The 25,511-nt window shown below is 59.9% G+C and carries 20 protein-coding genes; 8 read left to right on the top strand and 12 right to left on the bottom strand.

Annotated features, from left to right (window positions below; genetic code table 11):
• The first annotated feature begins 151 nt into the window (after positions 1–151).
• Positions 152–361 carry a molybdopterin-binding protein gene (locus tag EIC84_RS24550; protein ID WP_003062306.1) on the top strand — a complete coding sequence of 70 codons (210 nt, stop codon included), beginning with the start codon at positions 152–154 and terminating at the stop codon, positions 359–361.
• 219 nt (positions 362–580) lie between these two features.
• Here EIC84_RS24550 and EIC84_RS24545 read toward each other — a convergent pair whose 3' ends face one another.
• The 3 genes from EIC84_RS24545 to EIC84_RS24535 all read right to left on the bottom strand — a co-directional run bounded on the left by EIC84_RS24545 (position 581) and on the right by EIC84_RS24535 (position 2,402).
• Positions 581–913 (bottom strand): hypothetical protein, encoded by a 333-nt coding sequence (locus EIC84_RS24545; protein ID WP_003062303.1) that lies wholly within the window; start codon positions 911–913, stop codon positions 581–583.
• 148 nt (positions 914–1,061) lie between these two features.
• Entirely contained in the window at positions 1,062–1,403 is a 342-nt protein-coding gene (locus tag EIC84_RS24540; protein WP_034361421.1) for a hypothetical protein, read from the bottom strand.
• Between the two features lie 75 nt (positions 1,404–1,478).
• On the bottom strand, positions 1,479–2,402 hold the full coding sequence (locus EIC84_RS24535) for a LysR family transcriptional regulator (protein ID WP_003062295.1): 924 nt from the start codon (positions 2,400–2,402) through the stop codon (positions 1,479–1,481).
• A 98-nt stretch (positions 2,403–2,500) separates the two neighbouring features.
• Here EIC84_RS24535 and EIC84_RS24530 point away from each other — a divergent pair, with 98 nt between their 5' ends.
• From EIC84_RS24530 to blaOXA, 3 genes are all read left to right on the top strand, one after another.
• Positions 2,501–3,022 (top strand): DMT family transporter, encoded by a 522-nt coding sequence (locus EIC84_RS24530; RefSeq protein ID WP_003062292.1) that lies wholly within the window; start codon positions 2,501–2,503, stop codon positions 3,020–3,022.
• 271 nt (positions 3,023–3,293) lie between these two features.
• Positions 3,294–3,710, top strand: coding sequence for a VOC family protein (locus tag EIC84_RS24525; RefSeq protein ID WP_003062290.1), 417 nt, complete (start codon positions 3,294–3,296; stop codon positions 3,708–3,710).
• A 200-nt stretch (positions 3,711–3,910) separates the two neighbouring features.
• Positions 3,911–4,711, top strand: a complete 801-nt coding sequence (blaOXA, locus tag EIC84_RS24520) for a class D beta-lactamase (RefSeq protein WP_034361410.1) — start codon at positions 3,911–3,913, stop codon at positions 4,709–4,711.
• A 117-nt stretch (positions 4,712–4,828) separates the two neighbouring features.
• On the opposite strand, the gene EIC84_RS24515 is transcribed toward blaOXA, so the two are convergent.
• The 4 genes from EIC84_RS24515 to EIC84_RS24500 all read right to left on the bottom strand — a co-directional run bounded on the left by EIC84_RS24515 (position 4,829) and on the right by EIC84_RS24500 (position 9,805).
• On the bottom strand, positions 4,829–5,548 hold the full coding sequence (locus tag EIC84_RS24515; RefSeq protein WP_003062286.1) for a PA1136 family autoinducer-binding transcriptional regulator: 720 nt from the start codon (positions 5,546–5,548) through the stop codon (positions 4,829–4,831).
• A 1-nt stretch (position 5,549) separates the two neighbouring features.
• A complete protein-coding gene (gene hchA, locus EIC84_RS24510) occupies positions 5,550–6,398 on the bottom strand; it encodes a glyoxalase III HchA (protein WP_003062284.1) in 849 nt (282 codons plus the stop codon).
• A gap of 119 nt (positions 6,399–6,517) precedes the next feature.
• Positions 6,518–8,164 carry a sensor domain-containing diguanylate cyclase gene (locus EIC84_RS24505; protein ID WP_003062282.1) on the bottom strand — a complete coding sequence of 549 codons (1,647 nt, stop codon included), beginning with the start codon at positions 8,162–8,164 and terminating at the stop codon, positions 6,518–6,520.
• 240 nt (positions 8,165–8,404) lie between these two features.
• Positions 8,405–9,805, bottom strand: a complete 1,401-nt coding sequence (locus EIC84_RS24500) for a PLP-dependent aminotransferase family protein (RefSeq protein WP_003062281.1) — start codon at positions 9,803–9,805, stop codon at positions 8,405–8,407.
• A gap of 168 nt (positions 9,806–9,973) precedes the next feature.
• Here EIC84_RS24500 and EIC84_RS24495 point away from each other — a divergent pair, with 168 nt between their 5' ends.
• Positions 9,974–10,207 (top strand): hypothetical protein, encoded by a 234-nt coding sequence (locus EIC84_RS24495; RefSeq protein ID WP_003062279.1) that lies wholly within the window; start codon positions 9,974–9,976, stop codon positions 10,205–10,207.
• Positions 10,208–10,375: 168 nt separating this feature from the next.
• Here EIC84_RS24495 and EIC84_RS24490 read toward each other — a convergent pair whose 3' ends face one another.
• Complete coding sequence (locus tag EIC84_RS24490; protein ID WP_003062278.1) at positions 10,376–11,260, bottom strand: LysR family transcriptional regulator; 885 nt, start codon at positions 11,258–11,260, stop codon at positions 10,376–10,378.
• A 51-nt stretch (positions 11,261–11,311) separates the two neighbouring features.
• Between EIC84_RS24490 and EIC84_RS24485 the strand changes: the two genes are divergently transcribed.
• Together EIC84_RS24485 and EIC84_RS24480 are read left to right on the top strand one after the other, a co-directional pair.
• Complete coding sequence (locus EIC84_RS24485) at positions 11,312–12,250, top strand: DMT family transporter (RefSeq protein WP_034361408.1); 939 nt, start codon at positions 11,312–11,314, stop codon at positions 12,248–12,250.
• A gap of 81 nt (positions 12,251–12,331) precedes the next feature.
• Positions 12,332–12,964: a LysE family translocator gene (locus EIC84_RS24480; protein WP_003062274.1), complete on the top strand. Its 633-nt coding sequence runs from the start codon at positions 12,332–12,334 to the stop codon at positions 12,962–12,964.
• A gap of 244 nt (positions 12,965–13,208) precedes the next feature.
• Here the strand turns inward: EIC84_RS24480 and EIC84_RS24475 are convergent, their stop codons facing one another.
• The 4 genes from EIC84_RS24475 to EIC84_RS24460 form a co-directional block, all read right to left on the bottom strand.
• Positions 13,209–14,156, bottom strand: coding sequence for a bifunctional helix-turn-helix transcriptional regulator/GNAT family N-acetyltransferase (locus tag EIC84_RS24475; RefSeq protein ID WP_003062271.1), 948 nt, complete (start codon positions 14,154–14,156; stop codon positions 13,209–13,211).
• Between the two features lie 310 nt (positions 14,157–14,466).
• Positions 14,467–17,730 carry a hybrid sensor histidine kinase/response regulator gene (locus EIC84_RS24470; protein WP_100086382.1) on the bottom strand — a complete coding sequence of 1,088 codons (3,264 nt, stop codon included), beginning with the start codon at positions 17,728–17,730 and terminating at the stop codon, positions 14,467–14,469.
• 31 nt (positions 17,731–17,761) lie between these two features.
• Positions 17,762–18,979, bottom strand: a complete 1,218-nt coding sequence (locus EIC84_RS24465) for an EAL domain-containing protein (RefSeq protein WP_003062268.1) — start codon at positions 18,977–18,979, stop codon at positions 17,762–17,764.
• A 2-nt stretch (positions 18,980–18,981) separates the two neighbouring features.
• Positions 18,982–21,813: an ATP-binding protein gene (locus tag EIC84_RS24460; RefSeq protein ID WP_003062266.1), complete on the bottom strand. Its 2,832-nt coding sequence runs from the start codon at positions 21,811–21,813 to the stop codon at positions 18,982–18,984.
• 838 nt (positions 21,814–22,651) lie between these two features.
• Between EIC84_RS24460 and EIC84_RS24455 the strand changes: the two genes are divergently transcribed.
• Positions 22,652–25,465: a transporter substrate-binding domain-containing protein gene (locus EIC84_RS24455; protein WP_202795907.1), complete on the top strand. Its 2,814-nt coding sequence runs from the start codon at positions 22,652–22,654 to the stop codon at positions 25,463–25,465.
• The last annotated feature ends 46 nt before the right edge of the window (positions 25,466–25,511 follow it).

Raw genomic sequence — 25,511 nt, 5'->3', positions numbered from 1 at the left:
ACCCGGCTGCCCACACACAAGGACAGCCGCATCGGGGAACTGTTGCCGCATCGGTGGCAGAGCGCCACGATCTGAGTCTCAGTCATGACCGCCGCCGGCGGTCAATATGGGTTGGCCAGACGGATACGTCATTTCTTCAGATACAGATACTATGAAAATCAGTGCTCGCAATGTCTTGCAAGGCAAGGTTATCTCGATTGTCACGGGCCCGGTCAGCACGGAACTGACACTAGAAGTTGCCCCTGGTGTGAGAGTCACGTCCTCTATCACCTCGACGTCGGCCCAGTCCCTGGGGTTGAAAGAGGGCGACAACGCATATGCCGTCATTAAAGCGTCGTCGGTGATGGTCGCTGTGGATTGAACAGCTCTTCTGTCTAAGCAAGGAGGCTCCTAAGGGAGCCTTTCTGATTCAGCCAGTTCAGATCAGTTGGATGCGCTAAGTTAAAAGCTTCTTTCGCAAGCCACGACCTCCAGACCGGCGCAGCGGATAGCACGGCGATGTTTGCGCAGACAGCCAACAGGCATCAGAAGCCGGACAAGGGATTGCTGCGCTTCTGAATTCCGGGGTATTGAGGTCCAATCAAGTCAGGTGGTCTTCCACAATCAACCAGCCCATGCTCCCAACCCCATCATTGATGATGTCCAGGTGGTTACCGCCCTCGTACAGACGAATGTTCTGACCAACGAAGGCTTTGGGTGCAAGGCGCTCAATATGGGACAGGGCCAGCCTTATTTGCTCGCCAAGCTCAGAAAGTGACTTTTGAGAGTAGTCAATGTCGATAGCCTCGGCCAGCAGTCCATAGACAACTCTCTTTTTTCCCTCTTCGGGGAAGGCAAGCACCTTTGTATGCAAGAGCTCTGCATTCGAAAATTTGCGACCAGTGAGCTTTTCAAAAACTTCAATGCTTGGCAAAGTTCCCTCCTAGCGCTGCGTGACTCAATGTAACCAGCATAGTCGAGCGCATTGAAGAGATGCAAGCACCAAGAGCGCGTAGTTACGCCTACTTCCCTAATGAATTCAGGACTGCAAACGACGAAGACCAGCTGCTGGGCATGGTTTGTCAATCGCCCTCAGGTGCCTGATCCTGCCCGTGAAAGGCTTCCCATGCAGCTGCTTCCAGCTCACCGCAATCAGAGATGAGATTGCCGTCCTCATCATGCAGCGTATACGTTTGTTGCTCACCTCCAATGCTCGCGGCGCCATCAAGTCCCAGCAGCAAGGTATACATGGTGTCTCTCAGCACCGCATCCAGAATCGCTCGAAGTTGCTCGTGCTGCTTGGGCGTGAGCTCTAGAGCTGCGATCCGCGCTGCGACCTCCGACTCCTCATGAGCATTCATGAAAGACAAAAGAAGTTCTGACCTGAGCTTGACCCAGTTTTCAACAAATTGTTTGGCGTTCATCGTTACATGCGCAGTCATCGGCAGCGTCCAGGAGACTGAAGAAAAATTACCGCAAAAGTCGCGACTTGTGGCAACTCACTGCTGGCCAGCATTCGGTTTGCAGCTGTTCATAACAGCAAGCCTGAGCCAGGCCAGCGCAGGATCATTGTGCTTTCGCGCATGCCAGGCCTGTTGGTATGCCATTTTCGGCAGTTGCAATTGGCGTGGAGGCGCAAACTGCCGCAGATTCTTGAATGAGCGTAGCGGTCCGACCGCACGACGGGCAATCGTCAGAACCAGATCGGTACCTGGCAGCAATTCAACCGCAGCGCTCCAGTGTGGCAAGGCCACCGCAATCCTCCTTTTGAGTCCCTTGGCGGCGAGTGCGCGCTCGATCTCGTCGTTCGCATCCGGCCTCAATGCCAGCATGACATGAGGGCGCGCCAGCCATTCCTCTAGCGACAGTCCTCCTTTTTCCGGACTGACGGCCTTGTCTGCGAGACAGATGAAATCCTCTTCAAACAGTGTTTCGACCTGGATGTCTTGTGCAAGATCGGGAAAGATCCCCAGAGCCAGATCCAGTTCACCATCGGCTAGCTGTACCAGCATGGCATCACGGCTGGCCTGACTGATGGCGAAGTCAAAGCCGGGCGCATGTTTGCGGACGTATCGCATCAGGTCCGGAAGTACCAGACGAGCCGCATAGTCGGACAGTGACAGCCTGAATCGTCGTTGTGCCTGCAGTGGATCGAACTGAGGTGTTCCCAGTAGAGTATTGAGGCTGCCCAAAGCCTCCGAGAGCGGTTGCAGCAGTGCATTGCCTCGGGCCGTCAGCTCCAGCTTTCCCTGCTTGCGCACCAGCAATGGGTCATTGAAATGCTCGCGCAGCTGAGCTAGCGAATGACTCATTGCCGGTTGGCTCTTGTGCAGGCGCATGGCAGCCCTGGTCACGTGCTTCTCGGTCAGCAACGCGTGAAGTGCCAGCAGCAGATTGAGGTCGATACGGCGCAGATCATCCATGCGAAGAATAGTACACGTGCATATAAACGATTTCCATAATTAATCCGTATGCGAGACCATTCAGACATTGCTTGTAGACGTTTGAAGGAGTGGCAGATATGAACAGCAAGATGGCATTGATGACGGTCGCCTCACTGGGCATGGCCTTGCTGGCGGGGGCCATCCTGCCTTTTCAGGCCGCTGCAAATGCCAACGTAGGCCGTGCTCTTGGTCACCCTTTCTGGGGGGCTGCCACATCGCTGGTGATCAGCCTGGCCGTGATGGTGCCCATGCTGATTCTGGTCAAAGCCCCCATGCCGAATTTCAGCAATGCGTTTCACGGACCCTGGTGGTTGTGGATCGGCGGTGTCCTGGGGGCTGTTTACGTCGCCAGTGCTGCAGCCCTGATACCCAAACTGGGTGCCGGCGGATTTCTGGTTGCCGTGGTCGCAGGACAGATGGTCGTGGCGGTATTGATCGATCACTTCGGTGTCATGGGGCTGGAGCCCAAGCCCATCAACGTCATGCGTGTGCTGGGTGTGCTCCTGATTCTTGGCGGGGTGTTCCTGATCCAGGGAGCAGGAGCAGCCAGGCCTGCCGCCGCTGCGATCCCCGCCACCTCCGGCGTGGGCTTGGCTTGAGCACAAAAATAGTGACGGCCCCACTGGCGCGGCGCCAGTGCGCTGAACCCTTCTCGAAAGGAAATGGAAATCAGCGCCTCACGTCGAAATGCTCAATGCGAGCCTTTGGTTGGACATTGACGGCCTCATGCCGTAACTGCGTTTGACAAGATCAAGCAACCACAGGCCTTCCGATCAAGAAGAATGTCCCTGACGCTCGTCGAACGTCTGGGGTTCCGTCACACCAAGTGCATACGATTAGGAGTGTGCATGCCTGAAGCAGGAGATCGCCATGAGCAAATTCAGTATTCAGCACATTGATCACATCGTGTTGCGCGTCACTGACCTGGAGCGCAGCATCCGCTTCTACCAAACGGTCCTGGGCTGTACCTTGGTGAAGCGTCGTGAGGATTTGGGTATGGTTCACCTGCGAGCTGGTGCATCCATGATTGACCTGGTGGATGTTGAGGGCCCCTTAGGCCGTGCGGGCGGACCTGCGGCTTCAAGCGAGCGCAGAAATGTCGATCATTTCTGCCTGCGTATCGAGCCTTTTGATGAGCAAGCCATCCTCGCCCATTTGGCTGGCCATGGTCTTGAGGCGGATGGGGCGGTGCGGCGCTTTGGTGCTGACGGCATGGGCCTGTCCATCTACTGCAAAGACCCGGACGGCAATCAGCTTGAACTTAAAGGGCCCGCGAGCGCCGATTAACAGCTCATGCGGCTGTCCGTACCCCTGGAGTGCTCGCTATGCCCGACCTGGTTGCTCGAAAGACAGCCTCTGGCTGTGGATTCAAGCGATTGCGGCTGTCGCCGTCCGGCCCGCAAGAGACGCTGCCCATCACGGTAAGGTGTCACCGCTCCTGTCTCGGTCAACTCAGGACGGGTTCGTTTGACCCTTAAACTAGCCGCATGAATCGACGTAGTCTGGTCTTATCCGCCCTGGCCGCAGGGTTTGCTCAAGTGACGGCGGCAGGCCCTCAGCCTCAAGAAATGGCCGAGTGGTCTCGGTTTTTCACAGAAGCCGATGCGCAAGGCAGCATCGTTGTTCTCGATGCACGCGATAACTCTGAAACTACCCACGTTTACAACGTGTCGCGTTCCGCTCGGCGTTACTCGCCAGCCTCTACCTTCAAGATTCCGCACAGCCTGTTTGCGCTTGATGCAGGGCTGCTGCGTGACGAATTTCAGCTCATTCAATGGGATGGTGTGAAACGACCTGTGGAGGCCTGGAACGTGGACCAGAATCTGCGCTCCGCGATGAGGAACTCCACCGTCTGGGTGTATGAGCGCTTCGCCAAGGAACTCGGCGATGCACGCGAGAGCGCCTATATGCGAAAGATTGGGTATGGCAATGCGGTCGCCACTGGCGACAAGCCATTCTGGGTTGAGGGCGACCTCGCCATCTCATCCTTCGAGCAGATTGCTTTCTTGCAACGGCTTTACCGCAATCAACTGCCTTTCCAGGTCGAGCACCAGCGGCTTGTGAAGGACGTGATGGTCAATGAAGCAGGGCCTGACTGGATACTGCGTGCAAAAACGGGCTGGACCGGAAAAATCGGCTGGTGGGTGGGCTGGGTAGAGTGGCCCAGCGGCCCCGTCTTCTTCGCCTTGAACATGGACACGCCCAACAGACTTGCCGACCTTGCCAAACGGCAAAGCATCACACGCAATGTTCTGCGCTCCATTAAAGCGCTACCCACTTCAGCATAGACCTGAACCGGGAGCAGAAGCCGGCTGAGCCATGTCTTGAAGAGCTCCTGCGGCCGGTTCCTGCCCCCCGTTTACATGCTCCAAAGGGATACTTGAGATGTGAGCCGACATGGATAGTCAGGCGACGATCTCTCCGTTGCGGATCGCCATGCGAATGGCCTGCGCCGTCGTGGCAACGCCCAGGCGCTTGCGGATGCGGCGCAGGTGGTTTTCCACAGTGCGTTCGGACAGGCCGAGGGTTGCGGCAATCTCCGTCTGCCGCCGGCCGGCGGCAGTCCATGCGAGCACCTCACGTTCGCGATCGGACAAGGGGCCGAGCTCCTCTTGAGCGGGCAACTCCAGCAGCCTGCGCGCCGTGCGGAATGCGGTTTGGGCGATCAGCTCCAGCGCCAGCCGGGCCTGCGGCGAGGCATCGATGCGCTCGCCGCCCAGGCTCATCGCGCCTTCCAGCCCCAGGAGGCCGAATACAGGCACTTGCAGACCGTGGATACCCGGGCCCTGCGGCGCGCGGACGACGCTGTAACGCTCGCCCTGAGCGCCGTTCGTCTTGGTCCAGAAGAAGGGCTGGTTCGTCTCCAGGATATGGCGCGTCACCGGGCAGTGCCGCACGTAGGTTTCAGCATCGACAGGCGCGCCCGTGCCGAACCAGTCGCCTTCGATCCAGTAGATGCGCTCCACCGCATCGTCCCGAGCGCTGGAAGCCGAAAACAGCACAAAACGGTCGTACCCCAGCGGCGCGCCGACAGCACGCACCGTATCCTGGATTGCGGCAAGGCTGCGGGCGCCCTCGATGGCGAGGGCTCCGTGCAATGCCGCCTGCGCGATTGCAGTGCTCATCTCAGGCCGTGACTTCCTTGAGCAAGGTTTCGGCCGCGAGCTTGCCAAGCGCATTGCCAGCCAGAGGGCTGTCGCCGGTGATCAGCTGGCGGTCCCGGTGCACGGCACCCGAGATGCCGTCGTTGACGATCTCGAAACCCAGGGTCTTGAGCCTTTCGCCGAACTTCCAGGTCAGGTGACCCGGCATGTAGCCGATGGCCGGGGTCTGCGCATCAAGTGCGTCGGGGAAGGCGCAGATCTTGTAGCCTCGGTAGATGTCGCTGTCGCCAACCGCTAGGAAGGCAGCAGGTCCGTGGCACAGGGAGATGACGAACCGGTTGTTGGCCGCAGCCCATTCCAGTACCGCACCTACGTCACGGCTGTCGGGGATGCCGATCAGCGCGCCATGCCCGCCGGGGACGAAGATGGCGGCGTACTGCTCTAGCCCCTGCTCAAGCACCGTCGACAGGCGCAGCGGCTCCTTGAATTGGGAGTGGTACTTGTTGAAGAAGCCCTTGACCGTCTCGTCTTCGGAAGGCATTGCCCAGAATTCGAACTTGACGGGATTTCCCGACATCGTTGCCACATCGAACGCGAATCCCGCCTTGTCCAGGTGGTACATGGGCAGAAGCGTCTCGACCGGGTGGTTGCCGGTGGAGAAAAAGCTGCCGTTATCGGTCAGCAGGTAGCGCTCGTCTGCGCCGATCATCAGGATCTTCTTGCTGCCTTGATAGGTTTTCGCGTAGTCGGCGCCGCTCAGGTCGGACTTGGGCGACGTGAACTGGCTGAGCGAGTAGGGGGAGGGGAAGAACGCATTGAGTTCGGCCGGATCGGGTTGCGGTTGCTTGGTGGGAGTCGATGGTTCAGCCATGGGGCACCTCTGGGGTAGTTTGCGGAGGGCACAACAATGCGGCGGCAAGAAACCTGTGGCAATGAGGGATTTCCGTCAACGCGGGTCGGGCGAAGTCGGAATTTTGCTCTTGCTCTGTTTCAGGCTCGCACAGAGCCAAAGTCGGGAGCAGAAGCCTGGAGGCGCTCCGCCAATTCGCGTGTCTCAATGGTTGAGTCACTTCGGGCCGACTGCATTTGCGATGCTCGCCGCGCCTGTTTGTCCGCATACATGCACTGATCAGCCTCCTTGAGCACAGCCTGCGGAGAGCTGGCGGATGGATCGGCACTCACAATGCCAAAGCTTGCTCCTGGGTAGTCGAAGCTGCACTCGGCAAATTTATAGCTTCCGATCAGCAGCGGTGCCAATCGACTGCGCATGGCTTCAAGAGCCTTGTCCTGATCCATTGGGTCAGGTGGAGCAATCAGCCCGATGACGACGAATTCATCACCACCTAGTCGCCCCAGCATGTCACTCTTGCGCAAACCCGCAGACATGCGCCGGCCGACTTCGACGAGGAATTGGTCACCGACCACATGTCCGTAGGTGTCGTTGATCGCCTTGAATCCATCCAGATCGATGAAGGCAACCAGGACCCATTGCTGCGTGCGGCCCGCTAAAGCGAACAGCCGATCCAGTTGGGCCATCACATTGCGCCGGTTCGGCAGATTGGTCAGAGCGTCATGGTTCGCCGCATGTCGCTCGTCCTGCCGCCGCGCCACCATTTGCCCGATCACGTGGCTGGAGAGCAGGATGAAAAGCAGGCCGATCGCCGCCACCAGCCCTGCCATCCAATAGTGCTGTCGACGCATGGCAGGCAGGTGATCCAGGGCCGCCATCGTGATCAGCTGGTACTGTGTTTTGGATAGCGGCTCACGCCGCAGCAGATAGGGTTTGCCATCGATGAGCCACTGATCAGCATGGCCGGAGCTGGCCATGGCTTGCACATCCAGAGCTATTCCTGGATCTTCTCCATTGTCTGGCGAAGAGGGCGTGCTGGAAGACTGCGCAGTACCCGGCGAAAGAAGCCCTGCCGCATTGCGCAGCATGAATGGAGCGGACGAAGCGGTGGTCACTCTTCCCTGGCGATCCACGATCAGTGCAATGTGGTGTCCAGTCAGGTAGAGCGCTATTTCCGGGGCATCGAACTTCACCGTGACGGAGCCCAGAGGCATGTCGTCTTCGTTCTCGATGCGGCTGGCTACAAAATAGGACGGTGTCTTGTTCAGCCGGGCGATACCGAACGAATGGCCATTGCCGTCACGCAATGCATCGATCAAATAGGGACGGCCAGAGTAGATCATGCCCACGATGCTGTCAGGCTCATCCCAGTTGCTGGCCGTCACCGTGTCGTCCGACATGTTGTTCATGTAGATGCGGGCATAGCGCAGATCACTGGAGAGTTCATGCATGAAGTTGCCGACCTTGCGCACCAACGGATCCTGCGTGAACTGCGCCGCGCGCTGCTGGCGCGTGAGCCTGGCCAGACTTGGCGGATCGTCGCGATACCGGGTGGCCAGCTGGATCACCGAGCCCTGGCGCGCCACCATATTGGCCACACTCGACATTTCCGTGAACAGCCGATCCATGATGCGTGCGGTCGTCTTGGCTTCGTATTCGGCGCTGGTCGCCAGGCGATCCAGCTCTGCACCCATGACTCGCTTTGACATCCACCACCCCAGACCAGCCACCAAGGTCAGCCACGCAACGGCCATTCCCAGTGTCGCCATGCGCACGGTGGGGCGCATTGACTGTTTGTGCTGAGCTTGCAGCGGTAATGCCTTGCCCACGTACTCCCTCCAGGCTGTTTTGAACGCATGGTAACAAGTACGTCTGGAGCGAAAAAGTCAGGAAAGGTCATCGGTGAAGCCGGTGTCGCGGCCGTATGAGCCCTTTGCGAAAAAAGCCGGCGCAGTCGAGGGTTGAGCCGGCCTGGATGCGACCGCATTGAGGGTGCTCCTGAATGGTGCGCCGTCTTTCCCGGGTACTTAAACCACCGCAGCGCTGAACGGCTCTGGCCTTCGTGCAAGCAGATGCGACAGCCTTTGAAGGCCCGTCTGCAAGCGTCCACGGTCCTTGATGCTGCCCAGCGAGATGCGAATGGCATTGACGGAGCCGCTGCCGGTGGCGCTGGTTGCGAATGCCTCCGCCGGCGTGACGGCGATGCCCTCGTTGTCGGCCGCACGCGCAAGCTGTGAGGAGTTCCAATACCCTGGCAACTCGAGCCATACATGCAGGCCGTCTCCAGTGCCGCTGTACCTCCCCGCAAGAATATCCCTGGCCATCCAGTGGCGCAGACGCGCCTCCTTGCGTACGCCTTCCATCAAAGCAGCAGCCGAACCGTCGAGAATCCACTGTGTGGCCAGTGCGGCCGTCAGAGGAGCGACCATCAGCGCAAATGACCTGAGCGCGACCAGGAAGCGTTCGCGTTCATGCGGGTCACGTATGAGCACGAAGGCGACACGCAAGCCGGGCGTCAGGCACTTCGACAGGGTCGAGATGTAGGACACCTGTTCCTGGGCAAACGTGGCAATAGGTGGTGGCGGTGCATCGGCAAGCAGCCAGTAGGGGTCATCTTCGACGATGCGTACATTGCAGCGCTTGGCGATGTTGGCGAGCTCCTTGCGCCGGCGCTCCGGAATGGTGATGGCGGTCGGGTTCTGCAATGTAGGGTTGAGGTAGAGCAGCCCAGGCTGATGCTGATGGCAGGCTTGCTCCAGCATCTCGGGCACCATCCCGTGCTGGTCCGCTTCCACCGCAACGATGCGCCGGCCGAACTGGGTCGCAGCAGTACGCAGGCCCGGATAACTTGCTGGCTCTGTCAGTATCACATCGCCAGGCTTCGTCAGCGCCAGGATCAATGCGGCAATTGCCGCTTGAGCGCCCGGACAGACAACAACCTGTGCTGAATCCAGAGCTCCAAACATCGGCTCCAGCCATCTGGCTCCTGCCTTGCGGTCGGAGTCGCTTCCTCCGCCCAGGTGGTAAGTCATCAGCAATGCGGTATCTGCCCCCATCATTACCTGAGAAAGGCCTTGTTTCAGCAGGTCGTCGAAGTCCACGCCAGCGGGTGGGGGAGGAGTGTTCATGCTCAGGTCGAGGACCGAGGTCAGTTCAATTCTCGGTGCCGCGACATAAGTACCCCGCGCGCCGCGGCCTTCCAGCAGATGGCGGCGTCTGGCTTCGTCGTATGCGCGCGTGACCGTTGTCAGGTCGAGGTTCAGCTGTGCTGCCAATTGGCGCTGCGGGGGCAGACGATCACCCGGCTTCAGCGAACCGTCTGCCATTGCCGCCTGCAAGGCATCCGCAATTTGCAAGAAGCGTGGCCCGCCATGCATGGCCAATCGCGGCAGCCAAACTGGCAAACTGTCATCTTGTATGGTTTTCATACGAAGACATTTTGTCTCAATGTATGGAAATTGCTTTTAAGTAATATGCCTCAGAGCGTGTGGCGATCCCATTCTTGTATGGCAATCGCCGACGTTTTCGCCTCTCTCCTTCGGGAGGCGGTGTTCCTCACGGTAGACAGTGTCAAGTCATAGCTGGAAATTCTCAAAATGATCGATTGGGTCCCTGTAATCTTTGTTACGTTCAAGGTTCTCATCTTCGGCGCGTGCATGTTCTTCGCCATCAAGTGGCATTACGACCAAGGAAAGAAGGGAATGGACAGGCGCGCGCTGCTGCGCACGGGCGGCAAGGTGGCTGCCGCCTTCATGCTGGGGCTGCTGTTTGTTCTGCTGTTCACTTTCGGCCTTGCCAGAATGCTCGGCATGGACTTGAGCCTGCCATGACGGCAAAGGCTGGTCGGCCGATATCCAGCAATGCAATGAGCCTTGCATTCATCGCACGGCCATGACTGGTTGCCTTATCGAAGATGGCGATCTGCCTTGCGTGGCCTTTGCAGACGACCTTTGGCTCCAGGCATTCGGGAGACCACTTGCTTCGGATGACGAGGTCGCTCATTGCTCAACCGCCAGGCTGGCCCTGCTTTTCCGGGCCAGCTGGACAAAAGCCAAAGCAGCGGGCGAGAGCTTGTCAAAGCTCAGCGCGGCCAACGCGATTTTCCGGCGACAACGGGGCTTTAACGGGCGGTAGACAACACCTGCCGGGGGCTCGGGCAGAGCCAGACGTGCGGCAATGGTGACTGCCTCGCCTTGCGCGACAAAGCCCATCATCGAGGTGAGCTGCTCAAACTTGAACAGAGTTCTGGGTGAGGCGCCCTGGCTGGCCAAAAAAGCATCGATATGGGGGCCCGAGCCTGCGCTGGTACGGATAAAGGGCTGTCCATGAAAGCTCATGGCAGCAATGGCCGATTGGGACGCAAGGGGGTGCGCAGCAGGCAGCACCGCCACCAGCTCGTCTTCAGCCAGGGTCAGGGTGTCGAAGCGCTCGTCGGGCAAGACGACAAAGCCCAGTTCCACACGCCGCTCCAGCAGCCACTGAACGACTGTGTCGTCCATGGCTTCCTCGATGTGCACCTCGACCAGGGGGTGCTTCTGCTGAAAGCGTGCCAGGAGCTTCGGCAGCAGACGCAGCGACGAGGTGGCGCCAAAAGATGCAATGCGCAAGGTGCCTCGGGCAATGCCATGCTCCGCATCGGCTTCCTGCTGCAATGCCTCTTTTTGCTGAAGAATGTCATTGGCGCGGCTCAGTAGCCTGGCGCCCACTTCGGTCAGTGTTGCCGCTGCTCCTTCGCGCTTGAAAAGTGAGACACCCAGCTCTGTCTCCAACTGCTTGATGGCATGGCTGACGCCGCTCTGGGAAATACCCAGCAGACCCGCTGCGCGAGAGAAGCTGCCGACCCGGGCGAGCGCTGCAAAGACTTCGAGTTGTGTGAATGTCATGAGCTTTTACTCATTCGACGATGAATGCTGATTATCAGATAGTAACGTCTCATGAACACATTACGAACTTCCACCCATTTGGGATTGATTGGCATGGCTGCCCTGTGGGGCGCCTCCTGGCCCTGGGGACGCATCGTCGCGCAAACCATGCCTCCGCTGGCAGCGGCCAGCCTGCGCTTCTTTCTGGCTGGTCTCCTGCTGGTGCTGTGGCTATACCGTAGCGGGCGCATGGGTGCATTGCGTGTTCTGGGGCCTCGCCAATGGGGGGGCCTGGCCTGCGCTTCTGCCGTAGGCGTGCTGGGCTACTCCGTGTTCTTCTTGCAGGCACTCAAGACCGTGCCCGCGGGCAAGGCGGCCATGGTGGTGGCGCTCAACCCGGTACTGACCATGCTGTTCGCAGCGCTGCTGTTTCGTGAACGCGTGAACGCCGTCATGTGCCTGGGCTTGGGGCTGGCCGTGACGGGCGCCCTGTATGCGCTGAGCGGCGGCGCTTTGGGGGAGCTGGTATCTTCCTCGTCCGGCGTGGGAGAGTGGCTGCTGCTTGGCTGCGCCGCATGCTGGGTTGCCTATACCCTGATAGGACGCATCGTTCTGACCCACGTGGATGCGCTGACCACGACGACGGCAACCGCACTCATTGGCGCTGCACTGCTTCTTATGGCCAGCATTGCTCTGGAGGGCTCGTCCGCCTGGACTGGCCTGGCAAAAGCCCCTGCCGTCGCCTGGTACAGCGTTGTGGCGCTGGCCCTGGGCGCTACGGCATTGGCTTACGCCTGGTACTTGAAGGGCGTCCAGGAGCTGGGTGCTGGCGCCGCAGCCGCGTATATGTCACTGGTGCCGCTGTTTGGCATGCTGCTGTCCAGCGTCTGGCTCGGAGAGCCCATCACCAACTCGCTGCTGGGTGGCGGCGCTACGGCCATCTTCGGCATGTTGTTGATGAATATCGGGCGCATACGACTGGAGAGGGCTGCTTTCTCTGAGGCTGCCTGATTCGGGTCGAGTGCTGCTGCTTTCGGCCAGGAGCAGACCTCGACTGATATATTCAAATGCAACAACACTTGAGAAACCATCATGCCTGGCTTTGAGAATTGGCTTGCCTTCGGCCTTGTTTCCCTTGGAATGGTCCTCACTCCAGGACCGAACATGGTTTATTTGATTTCCCGATCGATATGCCAGGGACGTACCGCCGGTCTTATCTCCCTGGGGGGAGTTGCTCTCGGCTTCGTGTTCTACATGATGTGTGCGGCACTGGGCATTACGGCGATCGTCATGGCGGTACCGTATGCCTACGATGCGTTGCGCATTGGCGGGGCTCTGTACCTGATCTATCTGGCATGGCAAGCCGTCAAGCCGGGTGGCCGCTCTCCGTTTGAAGTCAAGAACCTTCCGCAGGACGGCCCAAAGAAGCTGTTCCTGATGGGGTTCCTGACCAATCTTCTCAACCCGAAGATCGCCGTGATGTATCTGTCACTGCTGCCTCAATTCATCAGCCCTGAACATGGCAGCGTGCTCTCGCAATCCCTGGTTCTGGGCTTTACCCAGATTGTGATCAGCGTCAGTGTGAACGCCACGATTGCCATGCTTGCAGGATCGATAGCAGTATTTCTTTCCGGCCGTCCGACGTGGATCCTGGTCCAGCGATGGCTGATGGGAACAGTCCTCGCCGGCTTGGCCGTACGTATGTTGACCGAAGCAAGGAAATAGCACCTTGCCGAACCACCTTGGGACGTATGGCGACAGTCATAGATGGACCATTTGTGGCCCTTCGCACATCTCAGAAGCGTTCACTGGAAGATGACGCCATGGACAATGGCGATGCTGAACAGCCAATCGGCGTTCAGCATCGTCGAACGTTACACGCCTTGCCCTTGGGGCGGCTGGCACGACCCGGCAAACTCAAGACAGCTGCAGCCGGCCAGAAGCTGTCCTTGAAACAGGCAATGAATTTTCAAGACACGCGAACGAGTTGCTGCTCGGTAACCGTGCTTCCCCACTGCGCTCCTGGCTCCTCCTTCTGCAGCTTGAAGCCAAAAGACTCATACAGCTTGCGGGCGGCGTCCAAGCCTTTGAATGTCCACAGATGGACTTCACGGAACCCACGTATATCGCAGAATGTCATCGCCTCTGTCATCAACTGCCTGCCGACACCGCTACCGCGACAACCATCGTCCAAGATGAACCATCGCAGATGGGCTCTGTTGTCACCCAGGTCCTGGCCGTCAATCGCGAGCGAGCCAACAATTCGGTCATTGAGCAGGGCGGTCCATACCCTATTGCACGGCTCGTTCAGCCGTCCGGCGAACTCTGCCGCGCCAGTCGCGACCTGGCTCTCGAAGAACTGCCCGAAATTGGAGTGCTTCGAGTAGAACGCTGCATGCATTTCGGCAATACGCCCAACCAGTCCGGGGCGATATCCTGCGCTGACGGTGATTGGGCTTTGCTGCTTTTCTGCCATATTCAAGCGGTGGGCCTTAAGTGCTCCTGCATATGCAGACAAGCCCTGCGCAACCGCCTGTTGCTGGGAGCGATTGAGGTGCTGAAACGCAGCTTGTACCTGCATCTGGCCATAGGAATGAATCTGCCTGACCGTGCTGCGCCCCTGGGCCGTCAACTGCAGTAGCTTGAAACGGCCATCATCGATAGCAGCCACTTCCTTGATCTCTCCTGCTGCAACCAGCTTCGCAAGCATTCGGCTGACGCTTGACTTCTCCAGCCCCAAAAGCTGCACGAGCTGAACCGAGGTCATGCCTTCATGGGCGTCGATTTCAAGCAATGCATGCACAGCCGATGCCGAATAATCCGTTGCGGCCAGTGTCGGCTGCATGAATCCGAGCTCTCTTACCAGGGCGCGGGAGTCGGCTCGGATCGAGTCAATTTCAGACAGGGTGTTGGTCATCTGTGGTGTCAAGCAATCAATATTGGTTGCAATATACAACTATATGGTTGTATTGTGCAACTGATTTGTGCTGAAGCCTGATAGGAGTGGATGGCTGTCCATGGCCAGTCCTGTACGTAAGCCATTCCGGCAGCTCAGCGAGCTGCACATCCGGGCTGCCGTTGCCCATCGATTCACGGAGCCGGGCCGCGCACAACGGCAGGCGGCGGCGTAGTCACGTCAGGGATCGGGGTGGTGTGGCTCAGCGCAGAGCGCAGTCGTTTCAGGCGAGTCGACTGCTGGCGCTGGCCTGCGGGGCGCCGCGTACCTTCTAGGCGGAAATGCTGCTTCTGACGATGTCCAGGGTTTCGTGCATGTCCTTGACAAGCAGGGTCAGCATTTCCCGTGACGCAGGAGTTTGTCCGTTGGACCTAATCTGATTTTCCAGGGATTCGGCTTGCGCAAGGAGATCCTTGAGCGCGACAGCAGAAAGACCTCCCCGGATCCTGTGCAACACGGCGAGCATGGCCGGGGCATTGTCCCCACTGGCGGACTCCTCGAGGGTGTTCAGGTCCTGGCTCATGGTCTGGATGAAGACCTCGCGGTACTTTCTGGGAATCGCGGCGGCGTTCGCCGAAGTGTCGCGCCTAGGATTGCTGGCGGGATCGTCCGAGCCGCCTGGCGGCGCTGCATCAGCGCTGGCTTTCGCATGCGCGCGCAAGTGCAGCCACAGCGATCGCAGATCGATAGGCTTCACTAGCCAGCTGTTCATACCGGCAGCCCGGCATCGGGTCTCTTCTTCCTTCATGGCATTCGCCGTCACTCCAATGATGGGCGTGGACACGCCACGCTCGCGCAGGGTGCTTGCCAGCTCATAGCCATTCATGCGCGGCATGTTCAGGTCGGTAAGCAGGAGATCGAAGTTGTTAATGCTCCATAGCGCGAGGGCGTCTGCCCCGTCGGGGGCAATGGTTACCTGGCAGCCAAGCTGTTCAAGCTGGTCGCGCAGCGTGATCTGATTGATCGGATTGTCCTCGGCAACAAGAATATGCAGATTCAGCTGATGATAGGGCGGGTGAGCGGGCTCCGGCGAAATCTCCAGCTCCCCGCTCACCAGATATTGAATGGCGAATCCGACGCTGCGCACAGAGTATCGGTTTGCCTGCGGCGGGAGCCTGCCAAAGTCCTCGTATCCCCTGGCCACGATCCGCGGGCCCGTCCATTCCTCAAGATCGACTCGATCATCAAGCACGACGTCCACGAGCACGCCAGGCGACTCGCTCTCGGGATAAGCATGCGGGGAGAGGGCGCTTGCATGAGCCCCCCAGCGTGTCAGCCACAGGCACAGGTTATCGCTGAGCTCCTTGCGCGGGCTGCGTACATAGGTCGTGATATCTCGCAGCTGGGGAGCAGAGGTCGCAGGCGGGCTGCCCTTTTCAAGAACGAGATCCACGGAAAAACTGCTGCCCAAGCCGGGTTCGCTGGTGACATGGAGCTCACTGCCCATGAGCCTGGCCAATCTGGCGGAAAGGGCAAGGCCGATGCCCATGCCGCCAACCGTATGCGAGCCGCCGTTGATCCGATAGAAAGGCTCGAACAGTCGTTTTCGTTCTTCGGGGCCGATGCCCGGTCCGCTGTCCACCACCTGCAGGCACAGCCGCACCTTCTCGTCCTGCAAGGATTCGGCGCGCAGCCGGGTGATGACATGTCCGGCGTTCGTGAACTTGATGGCGTTGCCAAGCAGGCTGGTGAGAATCTGGCGTATGCGCCCTGCATCCCCGTAGACGCATGCCGGCACGGAGGTGTCCACGCAGCCATAGATGACCAGGCCTTTTTGCTCGCCGGCTGGCGCGCAGGACGCGACCGCTCTTTGTACCAGCTCGCCGGGATCGAAGGCTGCTGCCTCGAGTGCAAGCTGCCCCGACTCGATCTTGGTGACATCCAGGATGTCGCTGATCAGCTGCTGCAGAATGCCCGATGAATTCTGGATGTGATCGATATGTCGGCGCTGTTCATCACTGAGTGGCGTCATGGCAAGAATCTCCAGCGTGCCCAGCAACCCATACAAGGGCGTGCGGATCTCATGGCTCATTGATGCCAGGAAGGTCGATTTCGCCTCTACGGCCCGTTGTGCCTGCACCTTGGCCTGTTCCTGGGTGCGCTCCATCTCGGCTCGTGCGCTGACGTCCGCGAACACGCAGAGCACCACGTCCTGGCTCTTGTAGCGTGTCGGCACGAATCTCACATGCAAGGGGCGGCCGTCCAGACCCTGAATGCTTTCGATGCTCCCCGGCTTCGTGGTGCCCATGATCTGCCGCAGCAGGCCATTGGCTCCCGGGGCGTTGTGCAATTCAGCGTCGGCTCCTATGCCCAGCCACTGCGCCGCGAGCTCATTGCTGAAGGCGACCTTGCCGGTCGAGCGGTACAGAACGCAGAGCGCGACCGGGACGGTGCCAAGCAGGGTGAGATTGAATGCATCCATTTCCTGCTCGCTCTGGGCTGCGGCCTGCGCAGGATCGGTGACATGCAGCCGATACCATCGCCTAAACCCCAATCCGCCTGCCAGAACCAGCAGCAAAGTGGTCAAGGCGCCCACCGGCAGCCAAGCATGGTTCTTGATGAAGCTGCTGTAGCCGAGCAAGTAGACCGCAGTCCAGTCGCCATTTTTGTCGGCAAGCCGAAGAATCAAGCCTTCGGACGAAGCCTTGAAGCCGATATCGTCGGCAGCCGGAAGCCGTCCCTCGCCTATCAGCACGCCGCTGTCGCGCCGCATCAACCAGAAATCATCGTAGGCAGGCTGGAAGGAGGGGCGCTCCGATGCACTGATTCGGTCTCGCGTGAACAGCGTCGCCGCATAGACATTGCCTGATGTGCCGGACTGCGCATCGTCTGCGTCCAAAGGCAGGGATACCGGAAGAACCCCAATCATCGCGCCGGGGAGATCTGCATCCCGTCGCCACTCGATCGGTGAATCTAGCCTGACTCCTTGCGGACTCTCGCTCGATGCGTGCTGCTGGATCGCCTGAACCACGCTCAGCAACACTCGGCGCGTCAGGGGCGTATGGCTTGAATCTGCGGCAACTGCCGGCACGCTCAGGCTGAACTGCCTGGCGGGCGATACGACAAAGACGGGTGCGGCCGGGAACGCCAGATTTGCCCAATACGTGGAATAGAAGTCGGAAAGATACGAGCCTGCCCCTGAGTGGACGCCGTTCGTTACCGGGCAGAATTCGGCCCGCTGGCAGAGCAGGGTGAACGGCATGGACGCCGCTGCGCGTTGCCCATCGAAGAATCGCCAGGAGGGCGACTCGGTGCCCGCAGCCGAGCTGACCGAAGTGCGTGAAGCAAGGCTGGCCCGTTCGGCCTGCTGGCTTTGCATGCGCAGCGTGCGCAACATCTGCTCCTGGGCGTTGATGTTGCCCATCAGGAATGAAAAATCCGCTTGAAGCTGGTCCTTTTCATTCTGCAGGATATGCTGGCCGAGCCAATACACGGCACCAGCCAGCACAAGAGCAGCCGGAAAAACGCCGAAAAAAAGTGCTCTCAAGCGGCTGGAGGCGGGCATCACCATTTTTTGATGCTTCTGTCGTGTCATAGGTGGTGCACGCTTGACGCGCGCTCTGGTTTCAATGTGGCGCAGAGTCAGGGAAATGCAGCTTGGGCTCGTCAATCAGCAGCTCGCCGAATGCGGGCGCGTCGATGGCGGCTGAGATCAGGTATCCCTGGGCGCAGTCGCAGCCAAGCTGCCGCACGAATTGCAGATCCTCCATGGTTTCGACGCCCTCGGCAGTCACCAGCAGGCCCAGCTGTTTGCCCAGCTGAACCGATGAAGCAAGTGCCGTAGCCAGCACTTCGTCGCTGGCGGCGCCATAGACAAAGGCCCGGTCAATCTTCAATTCGGTGAACGGGATGGAGATCAGGTTGTACATGGAGCTGTACCCTTTGCCGAAATCATCCTGAGACAGGCCAAAACCACGCAGTCGCAGGCGGCTGGCACCCATGTAGAACTGGCCGGCGTCCATGCTCATGTCGTCTTCGAGCAGCTCGAAAGTGACATCCTCTGTCGGCACGCCGCAATTGGTGACTATAGCGTGGAGCTCGTCCGGCAACTGCTGCTGATCCAGCAACGATGTCGGCAGGTTGATCGATATCGGCACCCGATAGCCCTGGCGTCTCCATGTCCTGTAGGCATCGACTCCATCTTCCACCATGCGCATCAGCAACGCGTGGTCCAGTCCATAGTCATGCAGAGATTTCAGGAAGGAGGCCGGCATCATCAGGCCGAAATCGCGGTGTTGCCAGCGAACCAGGGCTTCCGCCCCCACGATGCTCCCGGACAGCAGCGACTTCTTCGGCTGGAACCAGGCCCGGATGCTGCCGTCGCGAAGCGCAATCTCCATGCTCTCCTTGTCCAGGACCCTGTCGTCGCATGCGGCCGCGCTGGAGCGCTCTGCCGCGGGGCGGCGCAACAGGTTCCTGACCATCTCGTCGATCTGCTCGCGCACGATAGGCTTCACGAATGAGCCGATGACGGCGAAGCCGCGCTCCTTTGCCATCAGGCTGATGCTGTTGGCCATGCGGCGCGAGCATGCCGTGACAATGGCCAGGACGGGATTCAAGTCCTGGCGCGCAAGCTGATCGATGAACTGGGCGCCATCCATCAGGGGCATGTTGACGTCCATGACGACGACGTTGTAGCCCTGTTCCTTGATCCGCGTCAGGGCAACACTGGCGCTTTGCTCCGCGTCGACATGAGCGAAGCCTGCTTCCTCCAGCATGTCTTTCAGGCGGATACATTGAAAGGCGTGATCATCCAGGACAAGAACTTTGTATTTGGAAAGCATGGTCAGGTCAAATCCTCTACGAGGGTGTGCAAGGTTTGCGCCAGGGTGAGAAGTGGCAAGGGTTTGAGGAGCACCTGGTTCATGCCGGCCTCGACACCCCGGCGCGCGACATCGGGCGCGGTGCTTGCCGTCAGGCCCAGAATGGCGCCCTGGTAGTCCAGCTTTCTCAAGGCGCGGACCAGCTCGTTGCCGCCCATCAGCGGCATATTCAGGTCGGTAATGACGACGTCGTACTCCTGAGCGCTCCAGCGGCGCAGCGCCTCATGTCCATTGACGACAGTGACTACCTTGCAGCCCAGATGCTCCAGCTGCTCTCGCAAGATGATCTGGCTGATGATGTTGTCTTCCACCACCATCACACGCAATCCCAGCGATATCCGCTTGGCGTGAACCTTCGCGCTCAGCGGGCGCTCGATACCATCCTGTGCCATCCGGACGGCGCGCCCGATGCTGACCGGATTCGTGGTGCAGGTGATGCTCAGCTTGGAGCTTGTCGAGGCCAAGGACTCCTGGCCGGACCCGGGTGCCACGACGCGTACCCTCTTGTGTTTCCACGGCAGATCAGGCGGGGCCGGCGGCCAGGCCTGGACGAAGACGGCGTCTTTCGAGGCCGGAAGCTTCAGATCGCTCCGGTACGGCAGCGCGACAGCGCCCCATGAGTTCAGCCACTCGCACAGGTTTGCCACCACTTCCGGAGCTGCGCCGTCGACATACACCGCGCGCTTGCGCAGTACCACCGGCGGGGCAGGTTCTGACGCGGCAACATCCAGCGTGACGGCAAACGTAATGCTGGTGCCCAGGCCTTTTTCACTGACAACAGACAGGCTTCCGCCCATCAGGTCTGAAAGGCGCCGGCAGATGGCTAGGCCCAGCCCCGATCCGGAAATGTCTTCCTTGGCGCTGGCGTCGGCACGGAAGTAGGGTTCGAAGAGCTGAGCCTGGGCTTCGGCCCGAATGCCGACGCCCGTATCCGCAACCTGAAACTTGAGGCGAATGCGCCCGGGCTGAAGATTCTCGGCGCTCACGCGCACGGCAACCCGGCCTGCTTCGGTGAACTTCACCGCATTGCCGACCAGATTGTTCAGAACCTGCAGTATGCGGGCGGAGTCGGCACGAACCGAGGAGGGAACCCCAACGTCGCAAAGCCCGTAGATCAGCAGTCCCTTGCCCTGCGCGCGTGCCGCAAAGTTCGCGACGACGCGCTCCAGCAGCTCCGCAGGCGAGACCTCGGCGATGTACAGCTCTTGCCGGCCGGCCTCTATGCGCGACAGGTCCAGGGTGTCGTTGATGGTGCGCAGCAGCGTCGCAGAGGACTGCTGGATCGTGTTCAGGTATTGCTGCTGCTGCACGTTCAAGCCTGTCAGCGCCAGCAGCTCCATCGTGCCCACGATGCCGTACAGCGGTGTACGGATCTCATGGCTGAGCGTGGCGAAGAACATCGTTTTCGCTTCGTTCACCTGGTCGGCGGCCAGCTTCGCGCTTCGCAGCGACCGCTCGACCTCCTTTTGCACGGTGATGTCGCTGATGCCGCAGATGACCACGTCCTCGGACTGATAGGGCATGGAGGCGAAGGTCAGAATGACGCTGCGCCCGTCGCGAAGCTCACACTCGCGGCTGCCTGCCCGGGTCGTGGCCTGGCGGATATCCTCGCGCCAGCTGTCGTGCTCGTCGAGCAGGCGCCTGGCGGCGTCGTTGGACACAAGCAGCCTGCCATCTGAGCGGCGCACCAGGCTCAGGCCGACAGGGGCAACTTCAATGATCTTGTTGTTGAGGGCCAGGCTGTCGACAAGAGCCGCGTACTGGCGCAAAGCCGGCGCCACCAGCTTTCTCTTGATGTGGCGCACGGCCAGCAAGACGATGGCGGCCAGCACGGCTGCGACGCCTCCTGCCATCCAGAAGGAGTGGGCACTACGGGTCAGGACATCCCGCATCGGGACGTAGTAGACGAGCTTCCACTGCGCTTCACCCACCGATTTGACCAGCACGAGATTCTCGGGAAACCACGTGCCGCCCTGGACTCCGAAAGAGTCCTGGGTCAGCTGCGTTGCAACCGTATCGCCCATCATGGGCAGCGGGCCGCCGTGCAGGGTTATGCGGCTGTTGGTGTCATAGAGCGCGTAGCTACCGCCATCGCTTGCGCATTCGGAGGCGATGACCGAGGCGACACCGTCGACCTCCAACCCGATCCAGGTTTGTTCAGGATGCGCTGCGTCCAGCGGGGTGAACAGAAAGATCCTGTCCATTTCATCTGTTGGCGGGCGCAGCCAGACTATGGGCGCACGGCTGCCTGCCTCGATTGCAGGCGCGCGCTCGGCCAGGGCTTCCGTAAGCCACGCCGTGGTGCCGGGCGACACCGGGGAGGGCCTTGCCGCCGTCTCTGCACCCAGGCGCTTTGCCGTGGAATGCTCCAGCGACAGATAGATGATGCGGGCGCTGGCCTGCTTGACATCGGCTCTATCGTGCGGGGTCAGAACCAGGGCCCAGTCATAGCTGTTCTTGTCCGTCAGCAGCGGCGTGACACTGATCTGGCGTGTTTCGCCAAATGTTTGCGGGGTACGCTCGGGCGACATGCGGTTGGTATTGCGCACGGACGATCCGGCGATCGACTTGAGCAAGGCTTCGCGCTGGTCAAAATAAAGCTGCGCGCTGTAGGCGGCTGCATTCATGCGTCGTCGGTAGTTGGAAACCTCCCCGCTGAATGCCCAATACAGATAAAGCGCGGTGCCAAACAGGATGCAGGCCAGCAGCGCTACAGCCAACAGATGAAGCAGCAGCATAGGCAAGCCGAGCGCGGTGGTGTTCAACCTCTCGGTGGGAGGGTTGGTCAAAATCATGCAAGGAATGATAGAAGTCGAGCTCTTTCACAGGTCTAGGAAAATTCTTAAAACATCGCTCTCTGAAAACAGGGCAGGGGAGAATCGGGCTGCAGATTGCCCTCGCACTCCAATATCTCAGTCCCATACCTCAGCCCAATCAATGAGAGGAGCGATTTCGGCCTCTCCTGGTCGCTGGCCGCGCGGGGGAACAACCCCAGCCCATAGTCCCGTAGTGATTGGCGGTAATGCGGCAAGCAGCACATGCTTGCTGCATGCGTGGCAGCAGGGCAGGGAAGACGCTGCTGCCGAATTCCTGCTCCGTGACGCAGAGTCTTGCTTTTCAGGTCGGCGCAGTTGCCCGGACGCGTAATTGCACTTAGTACTTGGTACTGAATACTTGGCACTTGGTAGTTGAATGACGGGCAGTGCCGGCTTAGTAGGCTTATTAGTTAGGCCATCAGGCGCAGCAATGAATTCAAGTCATCTCCATGCCCCGATTTTCTTGACCAGCTTTATAGTCCTCAGGAAATCTCCAGGCAGAAATCGAGCAGGTAGTGATGCGTGAATCTATCCCGCCGATCAATATTCAGAAAATGCCGTCCCGGCGTTTATCGGCGGCCTGCTTGATAAGATCAGGCGCAGTGAGGGCTGCAGAGCAGGGGGCTGACCATGAAACCCCGTCAGTCCTTATTTCGTCGAGCCGAAGACCGCTTTCGGCTGGCGCGCATGCAATGCCAAGGTAATCAGTCAGTTGAATGGCGAGATAAACAAACATACCAAGACGATGCGCTTTATTCGGTGTTCCCTGGTTCTCCTGATCCTGTCGCTGGCAGTCATGGCCCCAGGCCGGGCAGAGTTGAGCGTCTTCAATTTTGAACCGCGTATTACTTCGGCCTCCCGCAGTTGGCTGAGCGATGAGCAGCGCAAAACGCTGGACCAGCGTGGCCAGCTCACGCTGGGTGTTTCGCTGCCGGACTATCCTCCCCTGGGTATTTTTGATGCAGGCCGGTTTCGCGGCATCACGGCCGACTATGTGGGCCTGCTGTTTGCGTCTCCCGTGCGCGTGCAGCCGTTCAGCAGTCGCGAGGATGCCTTGCAGGCTCTGCAGCGCGGCGAGATCGACATACTTGGCGGCGGCACGCCCAGCGAAGCCAGGCTGGCAGGCTTGCAACTCACCCACCCCTATCTTGCGGACCAGCCTGTGCTGGTCTCCAGGATCGATGCCCCTTTCGACGCGAAGACCCAGGGAACCAAAATGGCGGTCAACCCGGGATATCTGCCGGCTGCACAGACTGCCGAGGTGTATCCCAACAGCCGTCTCCTGAACTTTGTGTCGCCCAAACGTGCGCTGGAGGCACTGAGTCTGGGCGAGGTCGATGCGGTCCTGGCCGATGCCTTCTCGGCCAATTACCTCATCAGTGTCAACTATCTGGTGAATCTCAAGATCCAGGGCTTTGTTCCCGTTGACAGCGGTGGATTTGGCTTCCTGGTCCGCAGGGGCGACGGCACGCTGCTCGACTACATCAACCGGGCCATTCCGAAGGTGGCGGCGGAATATGGCGACGACATCCTGTACTCCTGGAGCGGCGGACGACCACTGCGCCTGGGCGAGGACCGCATTCCATTGACTGCATCCGAGAATCGCTGGCTGGCAGCGCATCCGAGTATTCCGGTGGTCTTGAATGGCTCGCTGGGGGCGCTGGGGCAGTTCTCCAGCGATGGGCAGGCCCAGGGCATAGGCCCCGACTATCTGGAGCTCATCAGTCGCCGCACCGGGCTCAAGTTTGACTACATGCGTGCTCGCAACTACTCGCAGCTCAATGCCATCCTGGGCCAGCGGCAGGCGCTGCTGACCCCGGTTTTCGCGCCCTCGGATGAAGCGCCGCAGGGGCTTGAAATACTCACCCCCTATCTGAGGACCTCGGTCATCGTCATGGCCTCGGCAGGCGCCGCCCAGGGAATCACGGACGACAGGCAGAGCATTCACCATCTGGCAGCCCTGGATGGGAAGAGGGTGGCCGTCGTCGAGGGTTACTTTCTTGAGAGCGTCATCCGTCGCGAGCACCCGGGCGTGAAGATCCGCGCGTTCCCGGACATGACGCAGGCCATGCAGAGTGTTGTGGAGGGGCGCAGCGATGTCGTTGCCGGCAGCGACTACGCGATGCGCTTCATCAACGCCAGATACCTTGGCAACCGGCTGGCGCCGATAGGCATTCTGGACGACTACACGCGCCGCGTCAGCATGGCGGTACAGGCGCAGGAGCCCGAGCTGGTTGCGATCCTGGAGAAGGCCCGGCTTTCGACAACGCCTGAAGATGTGGCAGAACTGGTGCGCAACTGGGAGCCCAGGCATCCGGCCGATGGCTGGGGGTTCTGGAACGAGCATCGCCAGGCGCTTTTGCGGGTGGCGGCCGCACTGGGCCTGGCGGCCGCGATCTCGCTGATCTGGGGGATCTATCTGACCCGCCAGATCCGCCGGACAAGGCGCGCGGAGCAGCGTGCCGAAGCTGCCAATCAGGCCAAGACCCAGTTCCTCGCCACCATGACCCATGAGATTCGCACGCCTCTTGCTGCGATCATCGGCCTGCTGGACATGGCCCGGCAGCGAAGCCAGGGAGCGGCCGCCGAGGATGCCAGCCTGCCAGCAGCTCAGGATGCGGCGCAGACCATGCTGCTGCTGCTCAACAATGTGCTGGACCTCAACCGGATCGAGTCGGGCCTGATCCACTCTAGCCCCAAGCCCGTGGCGCTCAGGCCCTTGATCGAGGATATGGCCGTCCTGGTCCGTGGCATGGCCTATCGCAAGCAGCTCACCCTGGAGATGTCGGTCGCCCCTGAGGTCGATGCATGGGTGATGGTCGACCCGCTGCACCTCAAGCAAGTGCTGTTCAATCTTCTCAGCAACGCCGTCAAGTTCACCGCTCAAGGGGGTATTGCTCTGACGGCGACTGGAGGCGCCGAGGGCGGAATGCTGAACCTTTGCCTGGAGGTCGAAGATAGCGGAATTGGTATCGAGCCAGCGGATCAGGCTCGGCTCTTTGAGCCCTATGAACAGGTGGCCTCGGCTCAGCAGGGGCAGGCCTTTGGCAGCGGTCTCGGGCTGCACATCACCCGCCGTTTGGTGAACCATATGGGCGGTACCGTATCGGTCAGCAGTGAACTCGGACGAGGCTCCCGCTTCACGGTGAAACTTACGTTGCCCATTGTCGAGGCGCAGACCTTGCCGCAGCCCAAGCCGCGCACCATGCCCCGGCCGGCAGCCAGGGCGCCAGCCCATGGCGCGTCGCTGCTGCGCGCGCTGCTTGTAGAGGACCATGCGCTGAATCGCGAGATCGTCAAAGGCATGATGTCCGATCAAGGTGTGGTGCCCGAGGTTGCCGAAGACGGCGTTCAGGCATGGGAGCTATGCACCGAGATGGATTTCGACTTGATCGTCACGGACGGCCAGATGCCCCATATGAATGGTGCCGAGTTGATCTCTAGAGTGCGCGCGCGTGAAACCAGCGAGGCTCGACCTCGCTGCCGTGTCGTGGCACTGACCGCCAGCATCGAAGACGCGGAACGGCAGCGCTATATGGCTGCCGGCGCCGATGAGGTGCTCTGCAAGCCCATCCGAGAAGAGGACATGGCCAGAGTGATTTGCGAGTCCACAGCTCTCGTCAGAGGCTGAGCGATTTTGGGTGTGCTTGATGGCTTGGTGTGCGGTCACGGGGGGT

The organism is Comamonas sp. A23, from assembly GCF_004522605.1.
Taxonomy (GTDB): domain Bacteria; phylum Pseudomonadota; class Gammaproteobacteria; order Burkholderiales; family Burkholderiaceae_C; genus Comamonas; species Comamonas thiooxydans.
Note: the sequence above shows the minus strand (reverse complement) of the source record. Positions and strands in the feature narration are given on the sequence as shown.